This window comes from Bariatricus sp. SGI.019 (assembly GCF_050315235.1).
Taxonomy (GTDB): domain Bacteria; phylum Bacillota; class Clostridia; order Lachnospirales; family Lachnospiraceae; genus JAFBIX01.
On record NZ_JBNPOQ010000002.1, the window covers coordinates 194,102 to 213,714 of the forward strand.

Sequence of the window (19,613 nt, forward strand, 5' to 3'; positions counted from 1 at the left end):
TTTTCTCGACATTTCACACAAAAGAAGCTATACTGTATACATACAAAATGCGTGAGCATCTTTCATTAAGATCATCAAAAGGGGACACTATGGCTGCACCAAGAAAAGATAATGTAAAAGAATTAATTCTAAACGCTACAGAAGAATTATTAGAACATAAAAAATTATCCGACATCTCCCTGGCTGAGATTGCCAGAGAGGCCGGAATATCAAAAGGAACACTTTATTATCATTATAAGAATAAGAACGATATCTTATTCGACATCACAGACAAGTATCTGGATCAGCAATATCAGGACCTGATCACATGGACGGAAGACGAGACGAAGGACACGTCTCTTCACCGGCTGGTCAAGTATGTGTTGGAACGAGATGTTTCAACTGCAGATATGCGGCTTCATCTTTTCTATGATGCGATGATGGGAAATGAACAGATCCGTCAGAAGCTTCTGAGCCGGTACTGTGAATTTGCTGAGATCATCTCAAAAAAAATCGGAGAACGAACGGATTCCGTGTCCTCCGATTATCTTGCATGGCTGCTTCTGCTCCTTTCCGATGGTCTGTTCATCCATAAGACTTTGGATAATCCCAAGCTGGACATTGCAGACTTTATCAAACAGTCGGAAGGGTATCTGAGCAGATAAATAGAAATCCATATTCCTCAGATATCTGACTGTTGCTTCTGAAAGTGCCCGGCAACGGAAGCTCCTTCCTCATCACACTTCCGAAGCATTTTCCGTTGCCGAAAAACATATGATTACTTCAACATATCCAATATCGGCTCAATATACTTTTGATCTGTCCAGTCACAGCTGTCATCTCCAGCAGCAACCAACGCCTTCTCCCAGACCTCATATTCGGCTGGCTGCTTTTTTGCGACTGCTTTTCTTAACATTTTGCACAAATTTCTATCCACAACATTCATTGCTTCCATATCCCATGCTCCTCTGCAATAGAAGCAAGGAATGTCCGTTAGTCTATCTTTCATATTATGTTGTACAATCTCTTGAAATGCAGTTTCATCATAAGGAGATGCGCCAACACAAAATACTATGATTTTCTTTTCCTGCAGTATATCAATATTCTTTTTCAAAAAGGAGATACCTGCAATTCCAGATGCATAAATGCCTCCTCCAAGGATTATAATATCATACTTTTTAATATCTCCTATCTTTGCTTTCTTCGTCTCAATCACAGGAAATCCTGTTTTCTCCGAAATCCACTCTGCATATTTCTTCGTTGCCCCATATTTTGATTGATACAATACTACACCATTCATAAAGCTTCTCCTTAAATTTTGATTCATCTCATTCTAACATGCTTCTTTGCAAAATGCTATGGATTACAGACTCTTCGGAGTTTATTTTTTATTATTGGATATCTATACTACAAATGAATCCTTCTTGTATAAAAGAGGTCAAAAACTGGATTAATACTGTACAATAGCACAAGAGATGCCGAACAGTTAACAGCTGACAGACACCCGTTTTTAATAGATTATAGCACGAAGAAAAACAGCAGGAAAGGAGCCAGCCCACGCCTTTCGGATTTTCTTTACTGTCCATCCACTCTACATAAGATGAAGAACCGCGCGTTACATACTTGAAGCGCAGATCAATGCAGATATTTGCCAGCGCATCCGTGGAAGTATAGGCTTTCAGATGTTGGATTTGAGCCCGAATACCGAGCAATGCCGCCACGGAAGGATTAACACCTAAACTGGTCAGAATCTTGTGCCACTGTTATAGAGATTGTCTTCTACCGTTATCTTATAATCCTGAAGTGTTCTACCCCCACAGAGACTTTCGCTGCATATCATCCCGTAATTATAAGGGCATCTATCCTCTCTCAATCCGCTTTATCCCCAATAATCAACTAACATGGATCTATATGTTGTGATTTTAGATAAAGAATCAGTAAAATTACCGCCAGCAGAAATAGATGCCCCTTCATAAGAGAAACTTATCGATGAAATTCCCGGCATATTTTCATGTACATACTCTAACCTCAAATCCGTTACCACATTATCATTTACATGAAACATATAACTTGGTTCAAAAGATACAAAAGCCCATCCACCTGGATTTATTTGAATCTTAGGCGAAATGTTAGGGCTTTGCAACTGAGCATACCTTTTTCACACAAATATTCCTTTTTTTCTTCAATTGTTATACATTCTTTTTGAGTTTCCGCCTTTACGCCATTGCTGCAAAACAGAAAAAGCGTCAGTGTAGCTGCTATTATTTTGATAACATTTTTCTTCATCAACTTCCCCCTTGTATAATTAATGCTTTTTAACATGTACTTTATGAATGAAATTAATTTGTAATATACAGACAATAATATTTGTCGTTTCCCAACGTGACCCGAAAGATTCCCCAATTTCCTTCTGGAATATTCCAACGATATAGAAACGGAGCAACTTTTCGCACATTAACATCGATAAGACTGTCCACAGTTTCATCTTGTACCTCCACGGCTTCATTTCCAATATAAAACATATAGACGTTCTTTATGCTCTTATCATTCGCATCAAACTTTCTCGCAGCACCCAGATCATACTGCTTTTCATACTGATCCACCTTCTCTTTTGTCAGAATTCCAGTTTTTATAAATGCAATTGGATGCACCCACAACAATAAAGCAATAAGTGCTGCAACCCCGACCAAAATATATACATATCGTCTGGATATCTTTTTCTTCATTCATCTACCTCGCAGTTATCTGAAAGAGCCATGTGTTGATATGGCAGTCCGCACATGGCTCTTTCAGATGAACTCTACTTTTTTACTTTTCTAACCCTTACTTCTTTTTTTGACTATAAGATAAACACAATTATATACGACAACCTGGTCCTATGTCAAGATTTAGTACAAGTTAAAATGAGGTTTTCCTCATCTTAACTTGCCATCAGCAATTCGTCTTTCTGGATTCTACGATACAGTTCTTCATAATCATTTGGAGACATATAGTCACAATGGCTATGAATACGTTTTGTATTGTAGAATGCTTCCAGATATTCGAAGACCAATCGGTACGCATGATCATAATCGCGGATTTTGAAGCGGTTCAGCCATTCACGTTTGATCAATGAATGGAATGATTCAATACATGCGTTGTCCCAAGGATAAGCTTTTTTCGAATAGCTACACTGTATACCGGCAGTTATCCTCTTGTATTCTTTGGATACATACTGGCTGCCACGATCGGAATGCAGAATCAATGGTTCTTCGATTTTACGTCTTGCTTTAGCTTTATTTATTGTTTCAATCACGCAGGATACTTCCAGTGTTTTAGAAAGTGTCCAGGCAATGATTTTTCTGGAATATAAATCCATAATACTGGTTAGATAAACAAATCCGTCTATCGTCCAGATATATGTGATATCAGAACACCAGACAGCATTTGGGCGTTCCGGATTAAACTGTTCATCAAGGATATTTTGCAATTCGCTACTGAAGTCAGAATCTTTTGTGGTAATAGTCCATGGTTTTACCCATTGTGCTTTGATTCCCATTTGCCTCATGTATTTACCAACTGTACGTTCAGAGATTATTTCCCCTGATTTTCGCAGTTCTTTGGTAATCTTTGGGGCACCGTAATTCTGTTTTGATTCATCATAAATATCCTTGATTTTGGCTTTTACCGTTTCACGACGCTGTTCAGCGTTTGAAGGAACATGTTTTAGCCATGCACGGTAACCAGAACGGGAAACGCCGAGATATTTCAACATTCCGGAGACAGAAACCCGGCGTCCAGCCTTATGGGCAGTTTCTGACTTCTCAGCAACTTCGAGATAAATGGCTTCCGTCATTTTCCCAGAATGTTGATTGCTTTTTTTAGTACATCAAGAGCGTCCTGTGCATCACGAAGTTCACGTTTTAATCGTGCGATTTCTTTTGCTTCATCAGAAGCATAATTACCGGAACCACGGCATTCAATATCACCTGTCTCACGTAGCTCCTTTTGCCAACGTGATAATGTTTGTTGACTGATTCCTAAATTTGATGCACAGCCCTGCAGTCCTAAGTCTCTGTGATCATGATAATACTGGACTGCATCCAGTTTAAACTGTTTGTCATAGTGCTTTGCCATAATGAGATCCTCCTTCAGTGCGGTACCTACATTGTACCATGAAATATTAGATTAGGAATTCTCATTTTGACTTGTACTATTTATATTCTAGCACCAAATTTTTAAACATACGTCCTTTTATTTTTGGAAATGGGTACATATAACACTCATCTATGCCTTTGACTGGAACATACTGATGTCCCCACTCAGCGAAATCTTCCTCATAATATCCGCTCACTGATACATTTTTCGCACCTTCTATTTTCATATCCAAGAAATCATCACTAAACCAATCAATCTGAACAGCTCTGTCCATGTTTTCAAATGTCGTAAAATGAATTACCTGATCTACAGACCTTATGTTTGCCAAACAAAATGCCGGCAATAAAAGACCTAAATAGAAAGAAATAATATACATAACATATTCTTTCTTTCGATATGTAATTTTAAATAATATTTGTCGAAGCTGATAATTGATTCTATTCATATTTTGTTCATACTCCTACTTATAGCAACGATAAATTTTTTTAGCATTTGGCATTACAATATAAACGCTTTCTTGATCATCAACTGCCATTTGCGTCGCCTCTTCATCCTGAAGTCCCGGCAAACACGCAATAGTCTCTTCATATACGCCATCCTTATTCAAACGATATACTGCACCACCTGATACGGAAACACATAGAATGCCTTTTTCATCTACACAAAAAGAAGTAATATTGAATCCATATGGCAATTCACATATTTTTTCCATTTTTTTATCTTTGGCAACCAGAAGCCATTCTGGCGCTATACTCACTGCTCCAAAACTATCGTTTTCTTTATCATAATATCGAACCATAGAATTTATAAAATACATCTGATTATCATATGTACTCATACTTCCAATAAAATTGGAACCAATTTCATCTACTTCTTCTGTATATCGATCTACCACAGGATTTTCTAATGACACCCCGGTAACAAATACTCCCTCCTGATTCACAGCTATATTTTGAGGAATATAATTCGGGTCTTCTGTTTTTGTATCTTTCAATTTTATTTCTCTATCATAAACTAGATCCTCATCCAATATCTGTATTCTATTATTACCTTGATCCAGCACATAAATTTCATGATTATAAACTGCAAGTGCAGACGGTTTTAAGAACTCACCATTCCCGCTTCCTGTTTGCCCGATTTCATCAATTATATTTCCATTATTATCCACTTTGAAAATACAATCATTTTCTCTATCTGATACAAGAAAGGCTTCCTCTAATGCAAGGATACCTCCGGGTTCTTCTACACCTTCTATTAGCCATTCCTCAAATTTGTATCCTGATTTATATACATCTTGTAATATTTGAAGTTCAGATACTCCTTGTAACTCTTCAGCATTTTGTTCATAAATGGGAAGCACATCATTTTTTGACGCCTTTGTCATTTTATAGTTTTCACTTTTTTGACACCCGGTCACAGATATTAAAATCATACAAAAAATAGTCAAAACAAATTTTTTCTTTTTCATCCTTCCCACCTCATATCATTAAATTATTAATTTCTGCACGTTATTTACTGTTTGTTTTATATAATTTATAATATGTCTTTTCAGTCATCAACACTCTGACCATGACTTAATATTATTCAGGACACCAGTTTTTATAAATAAATAGTTATTGGTTGAATCGGTTAATTGGTTTTGAATAAAAAGAAATGTGCCCCTTCACTAATCACATGTTAGAAGGGGCAAAAATTAACCTGTTTTCAATTTTTTTCAGACTGTGTATACATCATTTATGACTATAAAAATAATATTGATGATTATCAAAAAAATATATATGAACTAATGGGAATTGCTTGTTATAACACGGAGAAAGTCTTATATAAATTTGGGAATCGATATAGAATAGGGTTTACCACCTACAAGCTTCTTCTTATCTTAATTGTGTGTACTCTTCCTCTGATACTGCCTCACACCACTCATTGGAGCCATCCACTCCCGGCACCTCAATAGCCAGGTGTGAAAACCACTCATCAAGTGCTGCCCCATGCCAGTGCTTCACTTCCGTCGGAATATTGATACAATCACCTGGTTTCATCTCTACTGCTTCCTTGCCTTCTTCCTGACAAAATCCACGTCCGGCTACGCATACCAGAATCTGTCCACCGCCACTTTTTGCATGATGAATATGCCAGTTATTTCTGCATCCGGGTTCAAATGTGACGTTGAAAATACCAACCTTCTCTTTCTTAATATTATCTTGAGTAAGAAATCTCTTCATCTATTACAGCCCTTTTCCAAGCTCATAGGCTTTTTGCATAGTGTCTTTATGATTACTTGCATCATTAGAATCAGTTATTCCACTATCGGTCACAAGACTTGTTGAAACAATCAATACTTTCTTTGCCATAATTAACACACTCCGTTCTCTTCAAAAAATTTCTGCATCTTATCGAAAGGAATTACATCCAGGTTGTCATAGAGATCTGTATGGACTGCATCAGGAATAGTAAGAAGCTCCTTATTTGCAGCATACTTACTGTTCTTAACCATAGCCTCATATGCATCTTTTCCGAAATAATAGCTGTGTGCTTTCTCTCCATGTATGATAAGAACAGCACTTCTGATCTCATTACTATATTTCAGAATCGGCTGGTTCATAAACGACTGACAACCGATGCTATTCCATCCTTCATTGGAATTAAGGCTTCTTTTATGATAACATCTTCCCTTATAATACTCGCTGTAATCCTTTACAAAAAATGGTGCGTCATCAGGGACCGGGAGTGGCATACATCCACCTGCTCGTGAATACTCACCCTTTTTATATTCCTCAGTTCTAAGAGCATTCATAGCCTGTTTCTTTGCAAATCGGGCTTCTTCACTGTCCTCTGAATCAAAATATCCGTTAGCATTCACTCTTGTCATATCATACATAGTGGAAGCAACCGTTGCCTTGATTCGTGTATCAAGTATAGCTGCATTAATTGCCATACCTCCCCAGCCACAAATACCAATAATACCAATCTTGTCGGCATCTACGTTATCCTGTACGGAAAGGAAGTCAACGGCAGCCATAAAATCCTCCGTATTAATATCAGGCGATGCCATATATCTTGGCAATCCACCACTCTCTCCGGTAAAAGATGGATCAAATGCGATTGTAAGAAATCCTCTCTCTGCCATTGTCTGTGCGTACAATCCAGCACACTGCTCCTTTACCGCACCGAATGGACCACTTACTGCAATTGCCGGAAGCTTACCCTCTGCATTCTTTGGAATATACATGTCTGCTACAAGAGTAATTCCATATCGATTCATGAATGTAATCTTCTTGTGATCCACCTTTTCGCTCTTAGGAAAAGTCTTATCCCACGCTGTAACCATCTTAAGCTCTTCTGTCTTCATAATATCAAATACCTCCGTATAAAAAATTCTATTGAAATGAAAGCCTTTTTGCTTTATGATATTATCATAAGACCTAAACTTAACTTTAGGTCAAGTATTATTTTCAAATTTTGAAAGAAGGTATTTTTATGTACACAATTGGTCAGGTATCCGAGATGTTTCATCTCCCTATTTCTACCTTGAGATATTACGATAAAGAAGGATTTTTTCCTAATCTTGAGCGCAAAGGCAATATCCGATACTTTAGCGAGAACGAACTTGAAGCAATCCGAGTAATCGAATGCTTAAAACGATCAGATCTTGAAATAAAAGATATAAAACAATTCTTTGAATGGGTTACAGAAGGCGCCTCCAGCTATACAAAACGAAGAGAATTATTTGAGCATCGAAAAGCTGCCGTCAAAGAGGAAATAAAGCAGCTTGAAAAAACTCTCGCTATGTTGGAATTCAAATGTTGGTATTATGACACCGCTATAGCCGATGGCAACGAAGATAAGATTAATGCCATGCTCCCCGATAATCTCCCAAAGGACATTCAAAAACTTTATAACAAAGCCCACAAATAAAATTTGCCAGGCGTAATTGCCTGGCATTTACATTCTGCCGCCATCTTCAAAATATTTGTATAGTATTACATAACCAAAGCAATTCTGAGCAATCCAGTAGGGGAGATTTCCTCTCCCCTCTCACACCACCGTACATCAGACTGTCTAACGATTTCCGTACGTTAGTCTGATGTACGGTATTTTTTGTTACCGTTGATATTTTTGATATTTAATGTGAGTTTAAATTGAAACGATTTGTTTTTTATTAGATACTTATCCAAATTTCTCTATTAATTCCAGTGTTGAAAACATGCTTAATAATCGCTTAAAATTATAAGCGATAAACATAGAAGAGGCTTCTGCATCGACATTATCTATTTTACGGCGTAAAAAAACTGTACCCTAGTGTCCTTTTGATTGTGCCAAATGGATGCTCTACAATAGATCTGCGTTGTTTGTATATGTCATTATTATCCAAAGTATCATGACGAACATAGTCTAAAACATCCTCATGTTGAAGACCTTATTTCGTTCAAGGATTTCTATTAAAACATTATCTGATAAACGTAAAAACGAATGTCAGCAATGCCAGAATGAACATTCCAAAGGCCATCAAATAGGTCAGCCACCCTATAACACGGTTGTTCTACTGGTAGTGTAACATAATCATCTTTACTATTCAACGTCTTGCCGCCAGGACTTTGAAGATTCTTATAAAGTGTTCACTGTCACTGACACTTTCTCACTTCTTTGTTGGCTCACATTTATTCTTTCCAAACATAATTACTCCTTTTTGGTCATAAAAAAAGCCGCCAGACCTTCAAATTGAAAGCCTGGCAGCCATATAATGACTTATTTAGTTGTTCTTTTTCTTCTGGAGTAAACAGTTACGCCGGTTATGCCCATAGCGCTGAGAAGCATAAGTACAATCCACAGGACCAGATTGGTGTTGTCGCCGGTATTTACAGAATCTTTAACATCTGTGACATCTCCATTAACTTCCGTATCTGTCTTTGAATCATTGTCTTTGTTGCTGTTATCCGAAGTTGCCGGTGCTGCCTTGATTGTGATGGTAATGGTTGTTATTGCAGGTCCATCCGGATTATGTTCAAAGGCATCGGGCAGTTGCAAGGAACCGTATAATGTCACCGTCTGCTCTGTCTTAATGTCTGGGTCATAGCTGCCCTCTTTTGGTGTAGCTGTATCCCATACAACCGGCAGTTTTGTTAGTGAATTTTCTGCCGTCACAACTTGAACCGTTTCAGGCAGATTCATGTTTTCATAAGCAGTTCCATTGTCTACTGTTATAGGAGCTGGAGGCGTGATGCTTATAAGATTATCACTTGTGATTGGATCAACTGCATAAATCATTCCATCTGCAGCATCTGTAGTTTCCAGCCAGATTTTGGCAGTTAATAAATCTATATCTGCTGACAAACCAAGTTCTGACTTGATATCTGATACATTCACAATCTCTGTTTCAGTTCCTGTAATCTGCTTGCTGTAATACCAGTCCTTGTTTCCCTCTTTGCCCTGCACCACAAGTGCTACATCACCTGTAGTACTTCCTTTCGTTGCAAAAATATCACCTGTTGCAGTTCTATATGCCACTGCACCGATATTCTTACTGCTTCCGTCCAGCCTCAGGGTCATCGCCGTACCATCTGCTATCGTTCCTGATACTGTATCAGATGATGATGCTGTTGCAGCAGATGCAAAGAGCACATTTGACAGATTTAAATTGGAAGCGGGACGCACCCCGAAACTACTGCTGACACTGGAGTGGTTAACTTTTTTGCCCGGTTCCGCCTGTAGTGCATCACCACTAACACTAGTACTACTATTATCGTAAGGCAAACGCAGCCAGAACGATCTATTACCGCTGTTCCAATAACTATTTGCTGCAAGTGCTATTTGATTATTGCTTCCTGCTTTTATGGTTGATTCATCAGACCCGTCTGCCGCCAGTGCATACAGTTTGTCTGTTGTGGTATAGGTTTTATCATTCCTTGTATCATTCGTTGTCACTGTGGTAGTATTCATCAAGCCCTTCTCGGCTGCGGTAAAATAGGTTGTATTCGAACTATCCACCATATTATTCAGTGCCGCACGAAGTTGACTTACCCCGTAGTGGTTTCTATATACTTCTATACTGCCACTATAATCCCCATAGCCTGTTCCTGCCATATAATTATATGTATATTGACGAGACGGATCGCTTGAATTAAACTGTTGATTTATTTTTATCGGGTTTGCAGCAAAGATTATGGTATTATCGACTAATACTTTGTTATCTTCTCCCAAGATATACCATTCCGCTGGTGAATAGATTTCTGGATTACCCTCTTCATCCAAAGTTTCTTCTTTCTTACCAAATACCAGTTTGCCGATATTCGTTGCATTTCCGTTTGAATCCGGAGCAAATGTAACACCCTTTAACTGATCCTTTGTGGCATAGGCTGATACGCTTGGTGTGCTGCCTGTTCCTTCATCTGCAAATGCCGTTGTCGGTACTAATGTCAGCACCATGCATAGCGTAAGCAACGTGCTTAATATTTTTCTTTTCATTAAATCTGCCTCCTCGATTATATTTTTCAATTTTACTAATCCTGTCCTTTGTTTGCTTCTATCCCTGTGGAAGAAGTCCGTCCAGGGAAAATTCATATTGCATCGCAAGCCGGCGGAACAATTCTTCCATGACCGACTGGGCAATGCCTCGCATATCCAGCCCCGCGAGGAATGTAAGCACCTTCTGCAGTTCTTCCTCCGGCACCTTATAGCCACGAAGCGCCAGCGTCACGAATTTGTTCAGTTTCCGCTCCAGAGTGAAATCTTCTGTGCAGGGATTTGCCATATAGCCGCGCATCAGTCCTGCCGAGCCAAATTCCAGCTCGTAGAAATCCTGCTCCGTAAGTTCCGGCTGATAAGGACCAAAGATACGGTACAGCTCCTTTGCCGTGGCCCGCTGGATGTAGTCCAGTACGCGTTCCTGCGTATAGGCTTCCAGATAGATCTCCCGCAGATTTTCATTGAGCTCCGTCAGCGTGATCTGGAGCGCGGTTTCTGCCGCGTAGACATACACCGGCGGGAGCGCCTCGCCCGCAACACTTCTGGCCATGCCGAACTGATTTTCATACATGAATCCCACCAGCTCCATCAGAACGCCGTCCTTGCTGTGAAAAAGATTCTGAAAACTGCTGGAGGAGACTTTCGCTTCCCTGAGAATCTGCAGCATGGTCGTCTGATGGTATCCGTTTTCCAGGAACAGCCTGACACATGCCTGCAGGATCCGCTTTTTCGTCTGTAGCCCGTCACTTCGTACTGCCACTCGATCACCCCCTGCCATACATCTTGGCTTGCAAGCCAATTTTAACAGATGTGCGTCCGTTTTTCAAGAGACAAATAACACTTTAGTATATTATCAAGAAGTCTTGCGGATTCCCTCTTGTCTTTTCTTGTGGAGTAGGCATAGACATTCATGGTGGAAATGAAATTCCTCGAAGGCATCCAGATGATAATCGTGTGACTCCTTTCGCTATCAGCCATTTCACCTCTAACACAATACTATCCCACCACGTCCAGCATGTTCTCAATAAAAATTCCATACCCCTTCGTTGGGTCATTCACCAGCACATGGGTCACCGCGCCCACCAGCTTGCCGTCCTGGATAATCGGGCTCCCGCTCACGAGTGATTGTCATTAGGGACAACACTTATGATTGTTAAATGAGTTGGTGGTACTATAATGATTGCAAAACAACAAAGGACAGGTTATCATCTTGATTTATTCAAACAAACCGGATACTTCACACTTTGCATAGAGCCTTTGCAAGTCGCATAATAATAATTTGATATAACTCATTTAGAAAACAGAACTTATTTGCTGGTAATCTATACTCATTTCACATTTATACGCAAAGTTTTTAACTTTCTTCTTTATTATGATTTCCATACTGCTCTAATGCTGTTTCTAATTTCTTGAAATCACAGCATGTCTTTTTCAAAAAAACAAAATTGTGAGATTTTGTATCATATCTCTGATTGAAAACATTTGTCGCTTTTTCCTCTATACTCTCCCAATTTTTTTCTTAAATATCGTATCTCATTAGATTCATATGTATCAACTTTTGGATCAATTTCTAATGCGGTTATAATTTCTTCGTTAACAGGAATCATATTATTATAAAGAAGATTTGCTATTTCTTTCCCTGAAGTTTCTGTAACAAATGTAGTAATAAGAGCACTTCTCTTATTCTTTCCTTCTTTCTTGCGCTCCTCTGTTGTCTGTGATGTTAGCGGAATCATATACTTCTTATCACCTACTGATGTAACAATTCCAGCAAACGGTCTATTATTAAATTTAACACTTACTCTATAATCCTCTTTATGCAGATATTTTAGGTATTCCTTATCCACATAGTAAAGAACGGGCCTTTCTTTCTCCATCTTTCTCCTTTAAAAAAAGCTGTTTGTCATAAAACAAACAGCTTTCTTGTCCACTATAGCAGGACCTCTCTCATTTTGAATCGTCCACTGAAGCAGGACCTCTCTCATTTTGAATCGTCCACTATAGCAGGACCTCTCTCAAAACAAGTTGCCTTGTTTATTTACATTATATGCCGTATTATTAAAACATATACAGATTTTAACAGTATACCAAAGGTATTATGCTGTGTCAATCTTTTCTTTTTGTACTTTAATATTACTCTAGTCTCACAGCAATGTCAACCATATTTCTGTGAACTATCCATTAACTTCAGTTCAATTTTAACTGTGATTATCCTTGAAATCCCTTACTTTTCTGCTCTCCGATTCATTACTCGTAAAGCCAAGACTCAATGCTCCAGCATATATATATACAAGGAACCATATCCTCTTGACAATATCACAATATCACGATATCGTGATACCGTATTCACAGAAGAGGGAGGCTGAGATACTATGCCGGTGTTGTCAAGATTTTATGGAATCGTTATCAGAATGTACTTTTTGCAAAGTGAACACAACCCGCCGCACATCCACGCAATTTATAATGATGACGTTGCTGCAATCGACTTTATGACAGGGGATGTGCTAGAGGGGCATCTTCCCCCGAAAGCGTTAACGATGGTGCGGGAATGGCTGTCTATTCACAAAGATTCTTTACAAGACGCAAGAGTTTCGGAAGCTCCCTCCGTTGGAATAAGGAGGTGTATGTATGTTCCACAAGGTCAAAAATGTTTTTCCCATTTCCGACTTCAAACTGAATGTCCAGTTCAGCGAAGGCGTCACCAAGGTGTATGATATGAAACCGCTGTTTGAGAAACTTCCGGTTTTCAGGCGGCTTCAACAGGATCCGGCTTTGTTCGCCTGCGCAAGTGTGGATACAGGCGGCTATGGGATCCTTTGGGACGATGAACTGGATTTGTCCTGTGACGAGCTGTGGGAAAACGGTACCGTTGTCAAAACACCTTTTGACGGGTTGATGGCATTCAGCGATGCGACAGAGCTGTGGGGGCTGAACGAAAGCACCCTGAGAAAAGCGATTTCCTACGGAAAACTGGTCAATGGTATAGATGTTTGTAAATTTGGCAAGCAATGGGTGGTTTCCATTGATGCCATGGAGCGAGAATATGGAGTGGCTTCAAAAAGATAAGCTGTAAATATGCCGGAGGCTCCGCCTCCGGCATCGCATTTACCCCGCTGCATCCAGCATATTTTCGATAAATATCCCATATCCCCGTGTCGGGTCATTGACCAGCACATGGGTAACCGCCCCCACTAGCTTTCCATCCTGGATGATCGGACTTCCCGACATTTCTTTTTCTTCAGGACTTGATTCAGCAATCATGATCGTAAGGGCAACCAATGTTGAATCCTCCATTTTCTTTTTCCCGTCTACAAACAACGCATTATTCTTATCCAGAAAATACAAAAATATGGTTGCTGCAATTCTTTTATTTCCATCAAAAAAACTATGATTCTTCGTTACAAAGTATAAAAGATTGGCTGCCTTTTCTTCCAGTGATTCATAAATATCTACTCCACCAAAAGACTGATAAATATTGCCGATACTTCCTTTGAAGGAATCGTCCTTTTCTTTGCCGAACAGATCTGATTCATCACCAAAGCGCATGCTCTGAATCACCTCCATGCATTCTTCATATTAAAGAACATATGTTGCTTCACTCCCTTTCGGGCGAGTCATATTCTGATGATCGTAGGAATCCAGCAAATCAAGTGCATTGCTGTACTTTTCTATTACGGAAAGCACCTGTTTGCTGTCCAGTTCATTCTCCGTCCTTTTCATAATCCGTATCACTTCTCCCAGTTGTTTGATACGACTATCATTCACCGCATAACCTTTCAATATGTATTGTTTTAATACGGAATTTGCCCAGCGGCGAAATTCCACACCACGTTCTGATTTCACACGATAACCAACGGAGATGATTACATCGAGGCTATAAAAGGCTACCGGTTTATCTGAATTTGGAATTTGCAAAAATGCAAATTGCTTTTTTCTTCTACTTCATCTTCATTATTTTTCTGCATTCTGCTCCTCCCTTTGCACCTTCCTGATCAATTCTTCATACTTCAGCTGATACTCGATCAGCCGTGGTATATACTCCGGCGGTTTCCTGCGTCCTGCCTCCCAATCCTCTATCGTTCGCAGAGGGATTCCAATATGTATTGAAAAATCTTTCCTGGTCATTCCTGTTTGTTCCCTGAGTTTCCGTATTTTATCTGCAGATTCCATTATTTCTGAACACCTCCATGTAGTATTTCATTTATCATATCACATTACTTGGAATTACGCAATGCGTGGTTTATGTAAAATAATTCTTTCTTTTTTATACATAAAAAACAGGCAATACAATGAGATACTCATTGCATTACCTGCCCAGGATTATTCTGCTGCATCTAACATATTCTCAATAAAGATGCCGTACCCTCTCGTGGGATCATTTACCAGCACATGGGTCACTGCTCCCACCAGCTTTCCATCCTGGATGATCGGACTTCCTGACACGAGTGATTGTCATTAGGGACAACATTTTTATTGCATACAATTCATTACCACACTGATCATCATTTCTTTTTCTTCCGGCCTTGATTCAGCAATCATGATTGTAAGGGCAACCAATGTTGAATCCTCCATTTTCTTTTTCCCGTCTACAAACAACGCATTATTCTTATCCAGAAAATACAAAAACATGGTTGCTGCGATTCTTTTGTTTCCATCAAAAAAGCTATGATTCTTCGTTACAAAGTATAAAAGATTGGCTGCTTTTTCTTCCAGAGATTCGTAAATATCCACTCCTCCGAAAGACTGATAAATATTTCCGATACTGCCTTTGAAGGAATCATCCTTCTCTTTGCCGAACAGATCTGATTCATCCCCAAATCGCATACTCTGAATCACGTCCATACATTCTTCATATTGAAGAACATATGTTGCTTCATTTCCTTTTGGACGAGTCATGTTCTGGTGATCGTAGGAATCCAGCAAATCGAGTGCATTGCTGTACTTTTCGATTACAGAAAGTACCTGTTTGCTGTCCAGTTCATTCTCCGTTCTTTTCATAATCCGTATCACTTCTCCCAGTTGTTTGATACGACTATCATTCACCGCATAACCTTCCAATATGTACTGTTTTAATACGGAATTGGCCCAACGGCGAAATTCCACACCACGTTTTGATTTCACACGATAACCAACGGAGATGATGACATCTAATGTATAAAATGGAACTAATTGCTTTACACCTTCAACACGCATTTTTTGCGTGTTGTTAATTTTATCCACTTCTGATTCCGAAAAAACATTATTTATATGTTTTCGAATTGTTTTTTCATCTCGCTCAAATAGTAACGCCATTTGATTAGCGCTCAGCCACACCGTTTCACTTTCTACATTAACCTCTAACTTTATCTGATGATCTTCTGTTTCAAAAATTATGATTTCATTCCTGTTCATTAAATACCTTCCTTTCCATTTCTTCTTTCAGCCCATTTTTCTCCAGATATTGATTCATTTTTACATAATATATCAACATCCTAAGCAAATACTCAGGCATTTTCCTTCTGCCTGCTTCCCATTCTTCCAAATTGCGAAGTGGGATACCTATATACTCTGAAAATGCTTTTCTGCTCAAGCCTAAACCGGCTCTGATTCTCTTTAACTTATCTGCCTGTTCTTGTAATTCTTCTCTTTTTTCCATGATAAAACCTCATTTTGCGCAAAATAAAACCACCTTTTCGGTGGTTTCATTCTAAAATATCTGAACCATTTTGTCAATGCTCCAGCAAATGCCTCTCATTTTAGTGGAAAACAAATGTCGATTTCCATATATCCATCATCACCTACGTTTCGATATATATCAAGTATCGGTCTTTCATCAAGCTGATTTCCGGTCTTTGAAAGCCATCTGCAGAACATCTCCTGATATACCATAAAAAGAAATTGTGGAAATCCCTTAAAATGATAAACTGCATATTTGCCGCCATCAAAGGTATGAGTCAAGATACTGGTATCCTCTTTCAGCACCGGGTTCCCCGGTGAAATTGTCTGGCACAGTTCATACATGCATCTGTCTTCATCCGTAATTGACGGATCATCAATGGTACATTCAATATAAAGCGTATCTTCTGAAGACAAATGTTCATACTTTTTAATAAACTTACACCATTCTTCCGGCAGATTATGATAATTGCCTTTCTTACGCTCATACACAACCATAAAGCTGTTAAGATACTCGACCGTAATCAGTTTTTCCGACTCTTCTAATTCGTCAAGTGATATCCCATGTGCAAAAGAACTCCGTTCCACCATTTGTTCACTGAGCTTCCTGAAATCAGCCGGAGTTACATTCAGATGTTTCTTAAATGCCGTTGCAAAATTAGAAGACGAATATCCATAATCTACGCCAATTTCTGTAATGCTTTTATCCTTCTCCACTTTAAGTCTCCAGGCACTTCTTTCAAGCCGGACACGTTTGATAAACTGATACAGTGCTTCATCGGTATCTTCTTTAAACATTCGCATAAGATGATATTTTGAATAAGAACAATGTCTGGCCACATCATCCACCGTAATTTCTTCATCTATATTTTCAAATATATAACTAATCGCTTTGTTGATCACTGCACTTCGAATCGTAGTGCTGTCTTTCTCATCCACTGCAGATCACCTGCTTTCCATCATCTTCTTTTGTTTCGTGATCAGCCATGCCGAAACGATCGCTGTCAAAGCTTCTGTAGCCGGAGCCGCCATCCATACTCCTGTCATTCCCCATATAGCCGGGAAGATAAATGTAAATGAAAGAAGAAGAATCATTCCTCTTAGAGACGATATCAGAGCAGAGCTTAACGCATCACCGCAGCTGGTAAAATACATCGAATTTATCACATCATATCCCATAATCAGAAATGTAACAGCGTAAAACCGAAATCCTGCGGATACCATATCTGCCACACTGCTACTGCATCCAAACATACCTGCGTATCTTCTTCCTAATACGAAAAAGCATACTGCAAACAAAGCGCCTATTCCAAATAATATCTTATTCGTCAGAATGCGCAGCTGCATTGCTGTTTTCTGTTCCTTCGCGCCCCAGCAAACACTTACAAGAGTCGTCAGCCCCTGTCCGAAACCAATAGCAATCATGCTGTATCCGTATACTGTAAACCCAAGAATCGTGAACGCGGCAACTCCCTCTGCTCCAACATATTTCATCAACACATAGTTAAATGCAAACATAGATATTGCACTTGCCATCTCCCCGATAAATTCAGAGGAACCATTAAAAATGGTTTCTTTATTCACTGCTCTGTCAAATCTGTAATGTCTAAAACGTATGCCTGCTGACAGTCTAATGAAATACATAAACTGAACAATGACTGCAATCACCTGCACGATAAGTGATGCTATGGCACTTCCCTGTACTCCCACCGCTAATCTGCCTACCAGAATATCATCAAGGATTGCATTTAGAATACAACTTATGATACTTACAAGCATGCACACCTGAGGTTTCCCATCCACGCGGATAAACATTCCAAATATGGTTCCAATAACCATCAGCGGATAATTGAAAAGCATGATCCTATAGTACCCGGTAAAGTATGCGGACAGATTCCCGTCTGCTCTCAATACCTTTAGGATAGGAGTGAACAGCCCTAATATTACTAGTGATGCTAATATACATATCACCGTGGCCGTTACAATCGTCTGTGAAAACACTTCGGAGGCCTTGCGTTCATCCTTTGCTCCAAGCAGTCTTCCACAGATTACCGTTCCACCAACACCGATGCATAACCCTACGCCCAGGTAAAAGTAAAGAATCGGTAATCCCAGATTAATGGCTGCCAGCGCATCTTCACCTACATAATTGCCAGTGAAATAACCGTCAGTTATTGTGATTACCGTTTCCAAAAGCATTGCTATGATACTTGGGATTGAAAACCGAAGGATAGTCTTAAGTTTATTTTCTTTGATTTGATTAATATCCATAATTACATCTCTCCTTTACAGAATTCCATTATAGAGATGTAATAATTACTATACTTCTGAATTCGTGCTATCTGCATCCATAATGTCAACATTAGCGATGGATGTATATCACTTTCTTTTCAATATATTCCTGTTTTCGTTGCTCTACTGCGTCTTTGCAGTTTTCAATCCCATGTTTATATATAATTGCAGTATCTTCTTTATTTTCAATTTCTTTTGCAAATGCATGGCAATCTAATATTTTCCGTTGTGCTAATCGCATTTTAATTTTTCCAGATGCCCAGTCTTTGACTACTCCCAATGCTTCTGTCACATCGGTGGAACCATTCGTTTCCATAGGGAAGTGTTCTGTACTCCATCATCTCCTATTATGTAAGAAACCGGTTAAACTTGGTTAAGTTCATAACGCGGTATTTATACTTTCTTCCGTGCCAAGAAGATTCCAACAATTGCCCCTATAAGAATTATCGGTGCCAATCTGACAAACAGCCATTCAAATGCATGAAAAGCCACTCCAACAACAGCAGTTTCAGGATCACTATAGTCCCAGCCTAAGTAAGGACTATTTAATACTATTAAGGCCACAGAAATTGTTACTATGACCGCACATAATGAAATAAGCAGCCAATGAAGTATTTTTCGTCTTATGGTCTTCCTTTGTGCAAGCTGTAAGTTGATAATCTCCAGTTTTTCGGAAATCGCTGTTAAGTCATCAACTTTTGACTCAATAACAGTTTCTCCAAGCAAAGTGCTTACAGGTGTTTCAAGCACTTCCGATATGGAGATTAACATGTCAGAATCAGGAACTGACAATCCTCTCTCCCATTTCGAAATTGTTTGTCGCACCACATTCAGCTTGATAGCAAGTTCTTCCTGCGAAAGTCCTTTTGATTTTCTAATTGCTCTAATATTTTCGTTTAACATTAGGGATAATCTCCTTTCTTTCATACGTTACCACTATCGTATGAGAACCTGCCCGTTGCCACAAGCAACGCATATTAACATTTATTAATATTACAAACCATTCTTTATAATTTCTTTATCATTACATCATAACACAGATAATCTCCATTACCAGTCTGCATAGTATGAAATTCTATATCCACATA

General features: G+C 39.0%; 23 protein-coding genes and 6 pseudogenes. 4 read left to right on the plus strand and 25 right to left on the minus strand.

All coding sequences use genetic code 11. The annotated features are described in order from the left end of the window. Positions 1–89 precede the first annotated feature (89 nt). The gene (locus tag ACQRD1_RS02230; protein WP_427744067.1) at positions 90–644 is read left to right on the plus strand and encodes a TetR/AcrR family transcriptional regulator; all 555 of its coding nucleotides are present in this window, start codon (positions 90–92) and stop codon (positions 642–644) included. Positions 645–757: 113 nt separating this feature from the next. Here the strand turns inward: ACQRD1_RS02230 and ACQRD1_RS02235 are convergent, their stop codons facing one another. The 10 genes and pseudogenes from ACQRD1_RS02235 to ACQRD1_RS02280 form a co-directional block, all read right to left on the minus strand. Further along, complete coding sequence (locus ACQRD1_RS02235) at positions 758–1,279, minus strand: flavodoxin domain-containing protein (protein WP_235233553.1); 522 nt, start codon at positions 1,277–1,279, stop codon at positions 758–760. 806 nt (positions 1,280–2,085) lie between these two features. Then, the gene (locus ACQRD1_RS02240) at positions 2,086–2,265 is read right to left on the minus strand and encodes a hypothetical protein (RefSeq protein ID WP_235233551.1); all 180 of its coding nucleotides are present in this window, start codon (positions 2,263–2,265) and stop codon (positions 2,086–2,088) included. 53 nt (positions 2,266–2,318) lie between these two features. Further along, complete coding sequence (locus ACQRD1_RS02245; RefSeq protein ID WP_235233550.1) at positions 2,319–2,705, minus strand: hypothetical protein; 387 nt, start codon at positions 2,703–2,705, stop codon at positions 2,319–2,321. A 194-nt stretch (positions 2,706–2,899) separates the two neighbouring features. Then, complete coding sequence (locus ACQRD1_RS02250) at positions 2,900–3,814, minus strand: IS3 family transposase (RefSeq protein ID WP_235233549.1); 915 nt, start codon at positions 3,812–3,814, stop codon at positions 2,900–2,902. Further along, the gene (locus ACQRD1_RS02255; RefSeq protein ID WP_009245215.1) at positions 3,811–4,095 is read right to left on the minus strand and encodes a transposase; all 285 of its coding nucleotides are present in this window, start codon (positions 4,093–4,095) and stop codon (positions 3,811–3,813) included. Before ACQRD1_RS02255 ends, ACQRD1_RS02250 begins: the two co-directional genes overlap by 4 nt. Positions 4,096–4,171: 76 nt before the next feature. Further along, on the minus strand, positions 4,172–4,561 hold the full coding sequence (locus ACQRD1_RS02260) for a hypothetical protein (RefSeq protein ID WP_235233548.1): 390 nt from the start codon (positions 4,559–4,561) through the stop codon (positions 4,172–4,174). 15 nt (positions 4,562–4,576) lie between these two features. Then, positions 4,577–5,584, minus strand: a complete 1,008-nt coding sequence (locus ACQRD1_RS02265) for a 6-bladed beta-propeller (protein ID WP_235233547.1) — start codon at positions 5,582–5,584, stop codon at positions 4,577–4,579. A gap of 406 nt (positions 5,585–5,990) precedes the next feature. Further along, a pseudogene (locus tag ACQRD1_RS02270) lies at positions 5,991–6,311 on the minus strand (cupin domain-containing protein); the annotation flags it as partial. A 30-nt stretch (positions 6,312–6,341) separates the two neighbouring features. Beyond that, complete coding sequence (locus tag ACQRD1_RS02275; RefSeq protein ID WP_268826586.1) at positions 6,342–6,467, minus strand: hypothetical protein; 126 nt, start codon at positions 6,465–6,467, stop codon at positions 6,342–6,344. Between the two features lie 2 nt (positions 6,468–6,469). Then, positions 6,470–7,465, minus strand: coding sequence for an alpha/beta hydrolase (locus ACQRD1_RS02280; RefSeq protein ID WP_235233545.1), 996 nt, complete (start codon positions 7,463–7,465; stop codon positions 6,470–6,472). Between the two features lie 128 nt (positions 7,466–7,593). Between ACQRD1_RS02280 and ACQRD1_RS02285 the strand changes: the two genes are divergently transcribed. Further along, positions 7,594–8,031, plus strand: a complete 438-nt coding sequence (locus ACQRD1_RS02285; RefSeq protein ID WP_427786869.1) for a MerR family transcriptional regulator — start codon at positions 7,594–7,596, stop codon at positions 8,029–8,031. Positions 8,032–8,862: 831 nt separating this feature from the next. Here the strand turns inward: ACQRD1_RS02285 and ACQRD1_RS02290 are convergent. From ACQRD1_RS02290 to ACQRD1_RS02305, 4 genes and pseudogenes are all read right to left on the minus strand, one after another. Next, positions 8,863–10,578: a hypothetical protein gene (locus tag ACQRD1_RS02290; protein WP_427786870.1), complete on the minus strand. Its 1,716-nt coding sequence runs from the start codon at positions 10,576–10,578 to the stop codon at positions 8,863–8,865. A gap of 58 nt (positions 10,579–10,636) precedes the next feature. After that, positions 10,637–11,338 (minus strand): TetR/AcrR family transcriptional regulator, encoded by a 702-nt coding sequence (locus ACQRD1_RS02295; RefSeq protein ID WP_235233542.1) that lies wholly within the window; start codon positions 11,336–11,338, stop codon positions 10,637–10,639. Between the two features lie 236 nt (positions 11,339–11,574). After that, positions 11,575–11,697: pseudogene (locus tag ACQRD1_RS02300) on the minus strand (SpoIVB peptidase S55 domain-containing protein); the annotation flags it as partial. 235 nt (positions 11,698–11,932) lie between these two features. Next, a pseudogene (locus ACQRD1_RS02305) lies at positions 11,933–12,455 on the minus strand (type III toxin-antitoxin system ToxN/AbiQ family toxin). Positions 12,456–12,989: 534 nt separating this feature from the next. Between ACQRD1_RS02305 and ACQRD1_RS02310 the strand changes: the two are divergent. Both ACQRD1_RS02310 and ACQRD1_RS02315 read left to right on the plus strand, forming a co-directional pair. Next, positions 12,990–13,292: a DUF4160 domain-containing protein gene (locus ACQRD1_RS02310; protein WP_235233588.1), complete on the plus strand. Its 303-nt coding sequence runs from the start codon at positions 12,990–12,992 to the stop codon at positions 13,290–13,292. Next, positions 13,207–13,644, plus strand: coding sequence for a DUF2442 domain-containing protein (locus ACQRD1_RS02315; protein ID WP_235233540.1), 438 nt, complete (start codon positions 13,207–13,209; stop codon positions 13,642–13,644). Before ACQRD1_RS02310 ends, ACQRD1_RS02315 begins: the two co-directional genes overlap by 86 nt. A 39-nt stretch (positions 13,645–13,683) precedes the next feature. Here the strand turns inward: ACQRD1_RS02315 and ACQRD1_RS02320 are convergent. The 11 genes and pseudogenes from ACQRD1_RS02320 to ACQRD1_RS02370 all read right to left on the minus strand — a co-directional run. Further along, positions 13,684–13,875, minus strand: a pseudogene (locus tag ACQRD1_RS02320) (SpoIVB peptidase S55 domain-containing protein); the annotation flags it as partial. A 48-nt stretch (positions 13,876–13,923) separates the two neighbouring features. Continuing rightward, positions 13,924–14,142, minus strand: a pseudogene (locus ACQRD1_RS02325) (Fic family protein); the annotation flags it as partial. Between the two features lie 12 nt (positions 14,143–14,154). Continuing rightward, on the minus strand, positions 14,155–14,493 hold the full coding sequence (gene rhuM, locus ACQRD1_RS02330) for a RhuM family protein (RefSeq protein ID WP_235233538.1): 339 nt from the start codon (positions 14,491–14,493) through the stop codon (positions 14,155–14,157). Between the two features lie 36 nt (positions 14,494–14,529). Next, the gene (locus ACQRD1_RS02335) at positions 14,530–14,748 is read right to left on the minus strand and encodes a helix-turn-helix domain-containing protein (RefSeq protein WP_235233537.1); all 219 of its coding nucleotides are present in this window, start codon (positions 14,746–14,748) and stop codon (positions 14,530–14,532) included. A gap of 150 nt (positions 14,749–14,898) precedes the next feature. Then, positions 14,899–15,021 (minus strand): annotated as a pseudogene (locus ACQRD1_RS02340) (SpoIVB peptidase S55 domain-containing protein); the annotation flags it as partial. Between the two features lie 27 nt (positions 15,022–15,048). Continuing rightward, complete coding sequence (gene rhuM, locus ACQRD1_RS02345) at positions 15,049–15,969, minus strand: virulence protein RhuM/Fic/DOC family protein (RefSeq protein WP_235233536.1); 921 nt, start codon at positions 15,967–15,969, stop codon at positions 15,049–15,051. Continuing rightward, positions 15,956–16,213 (minus strand): helix-turn-helix domain-containing protein, encoded by a 258-nt coding sequence (locus tag ACQRD1_RS02350; RefSeq protein ID WP_235233535.1) that lies wholly within the window; start codon positions 16,211–16,213, stop codon positions 15,956–15,958. Before ACQRD1_RS02350 ends, rhuM (ACQRD1_RS02345) begins: the two co-directional genes overlap by 14 nt. A 95-nt stretch (positions 16,214–16,308) precedes the next feature. Beyond that, the gene (locus ACQRD1_RS02355; RefSeq protein ID WP_235233534.1) at positions 16,309–17,172 is read right to left on the minus strand and encodes an AraC family transcriptional regulator; all 864 of its coding nucleotides are present in this window, start codon (positions 17,170–17,172) and stop codon (positions 16,309–16,311) included. 6 nt (positions 17,173–17,178) lie between these two features. Next, positions 17,179–18,504, minus strand: coding sequence for an MATE family efflux transporter (locus ACQRD1_RS02360; protein WP_235233533.1), 1,326 nt, complete (start codon positions 18,502–18,504; stop codon positions 17,179–17,181). A 91-nt stretch (positions 18,505–18,595) separates the two neighbouring features. After that, positions 18,596–18,841: a putative immunity protein gene (locus tag ACQRD1_RS02365; RefSeq protein ID WP_235233532.1), complete on the minus strand. Its 246-nt coding sequence runs from the start codon at positions 18,839–18,841 to the stop codon at positions 18,596–18,598. 77 nt (positions 18,842–18,918) lie between these two features. Then, the gene (locus tag ACQRD1_RS02370) at positions 18,919–19,428 is read right to left on the minus strand and encodes a helix-turn-helix domain-containing protein (protein ID WP_235233531.1); all 510 of its coding nucleotides are present in this window, start codon (positions 19,426–19,428) and stop codon (positions 18,919–18,921) included. Positions 19,429–19,613 lie beyond the last annotated feature (185 nt).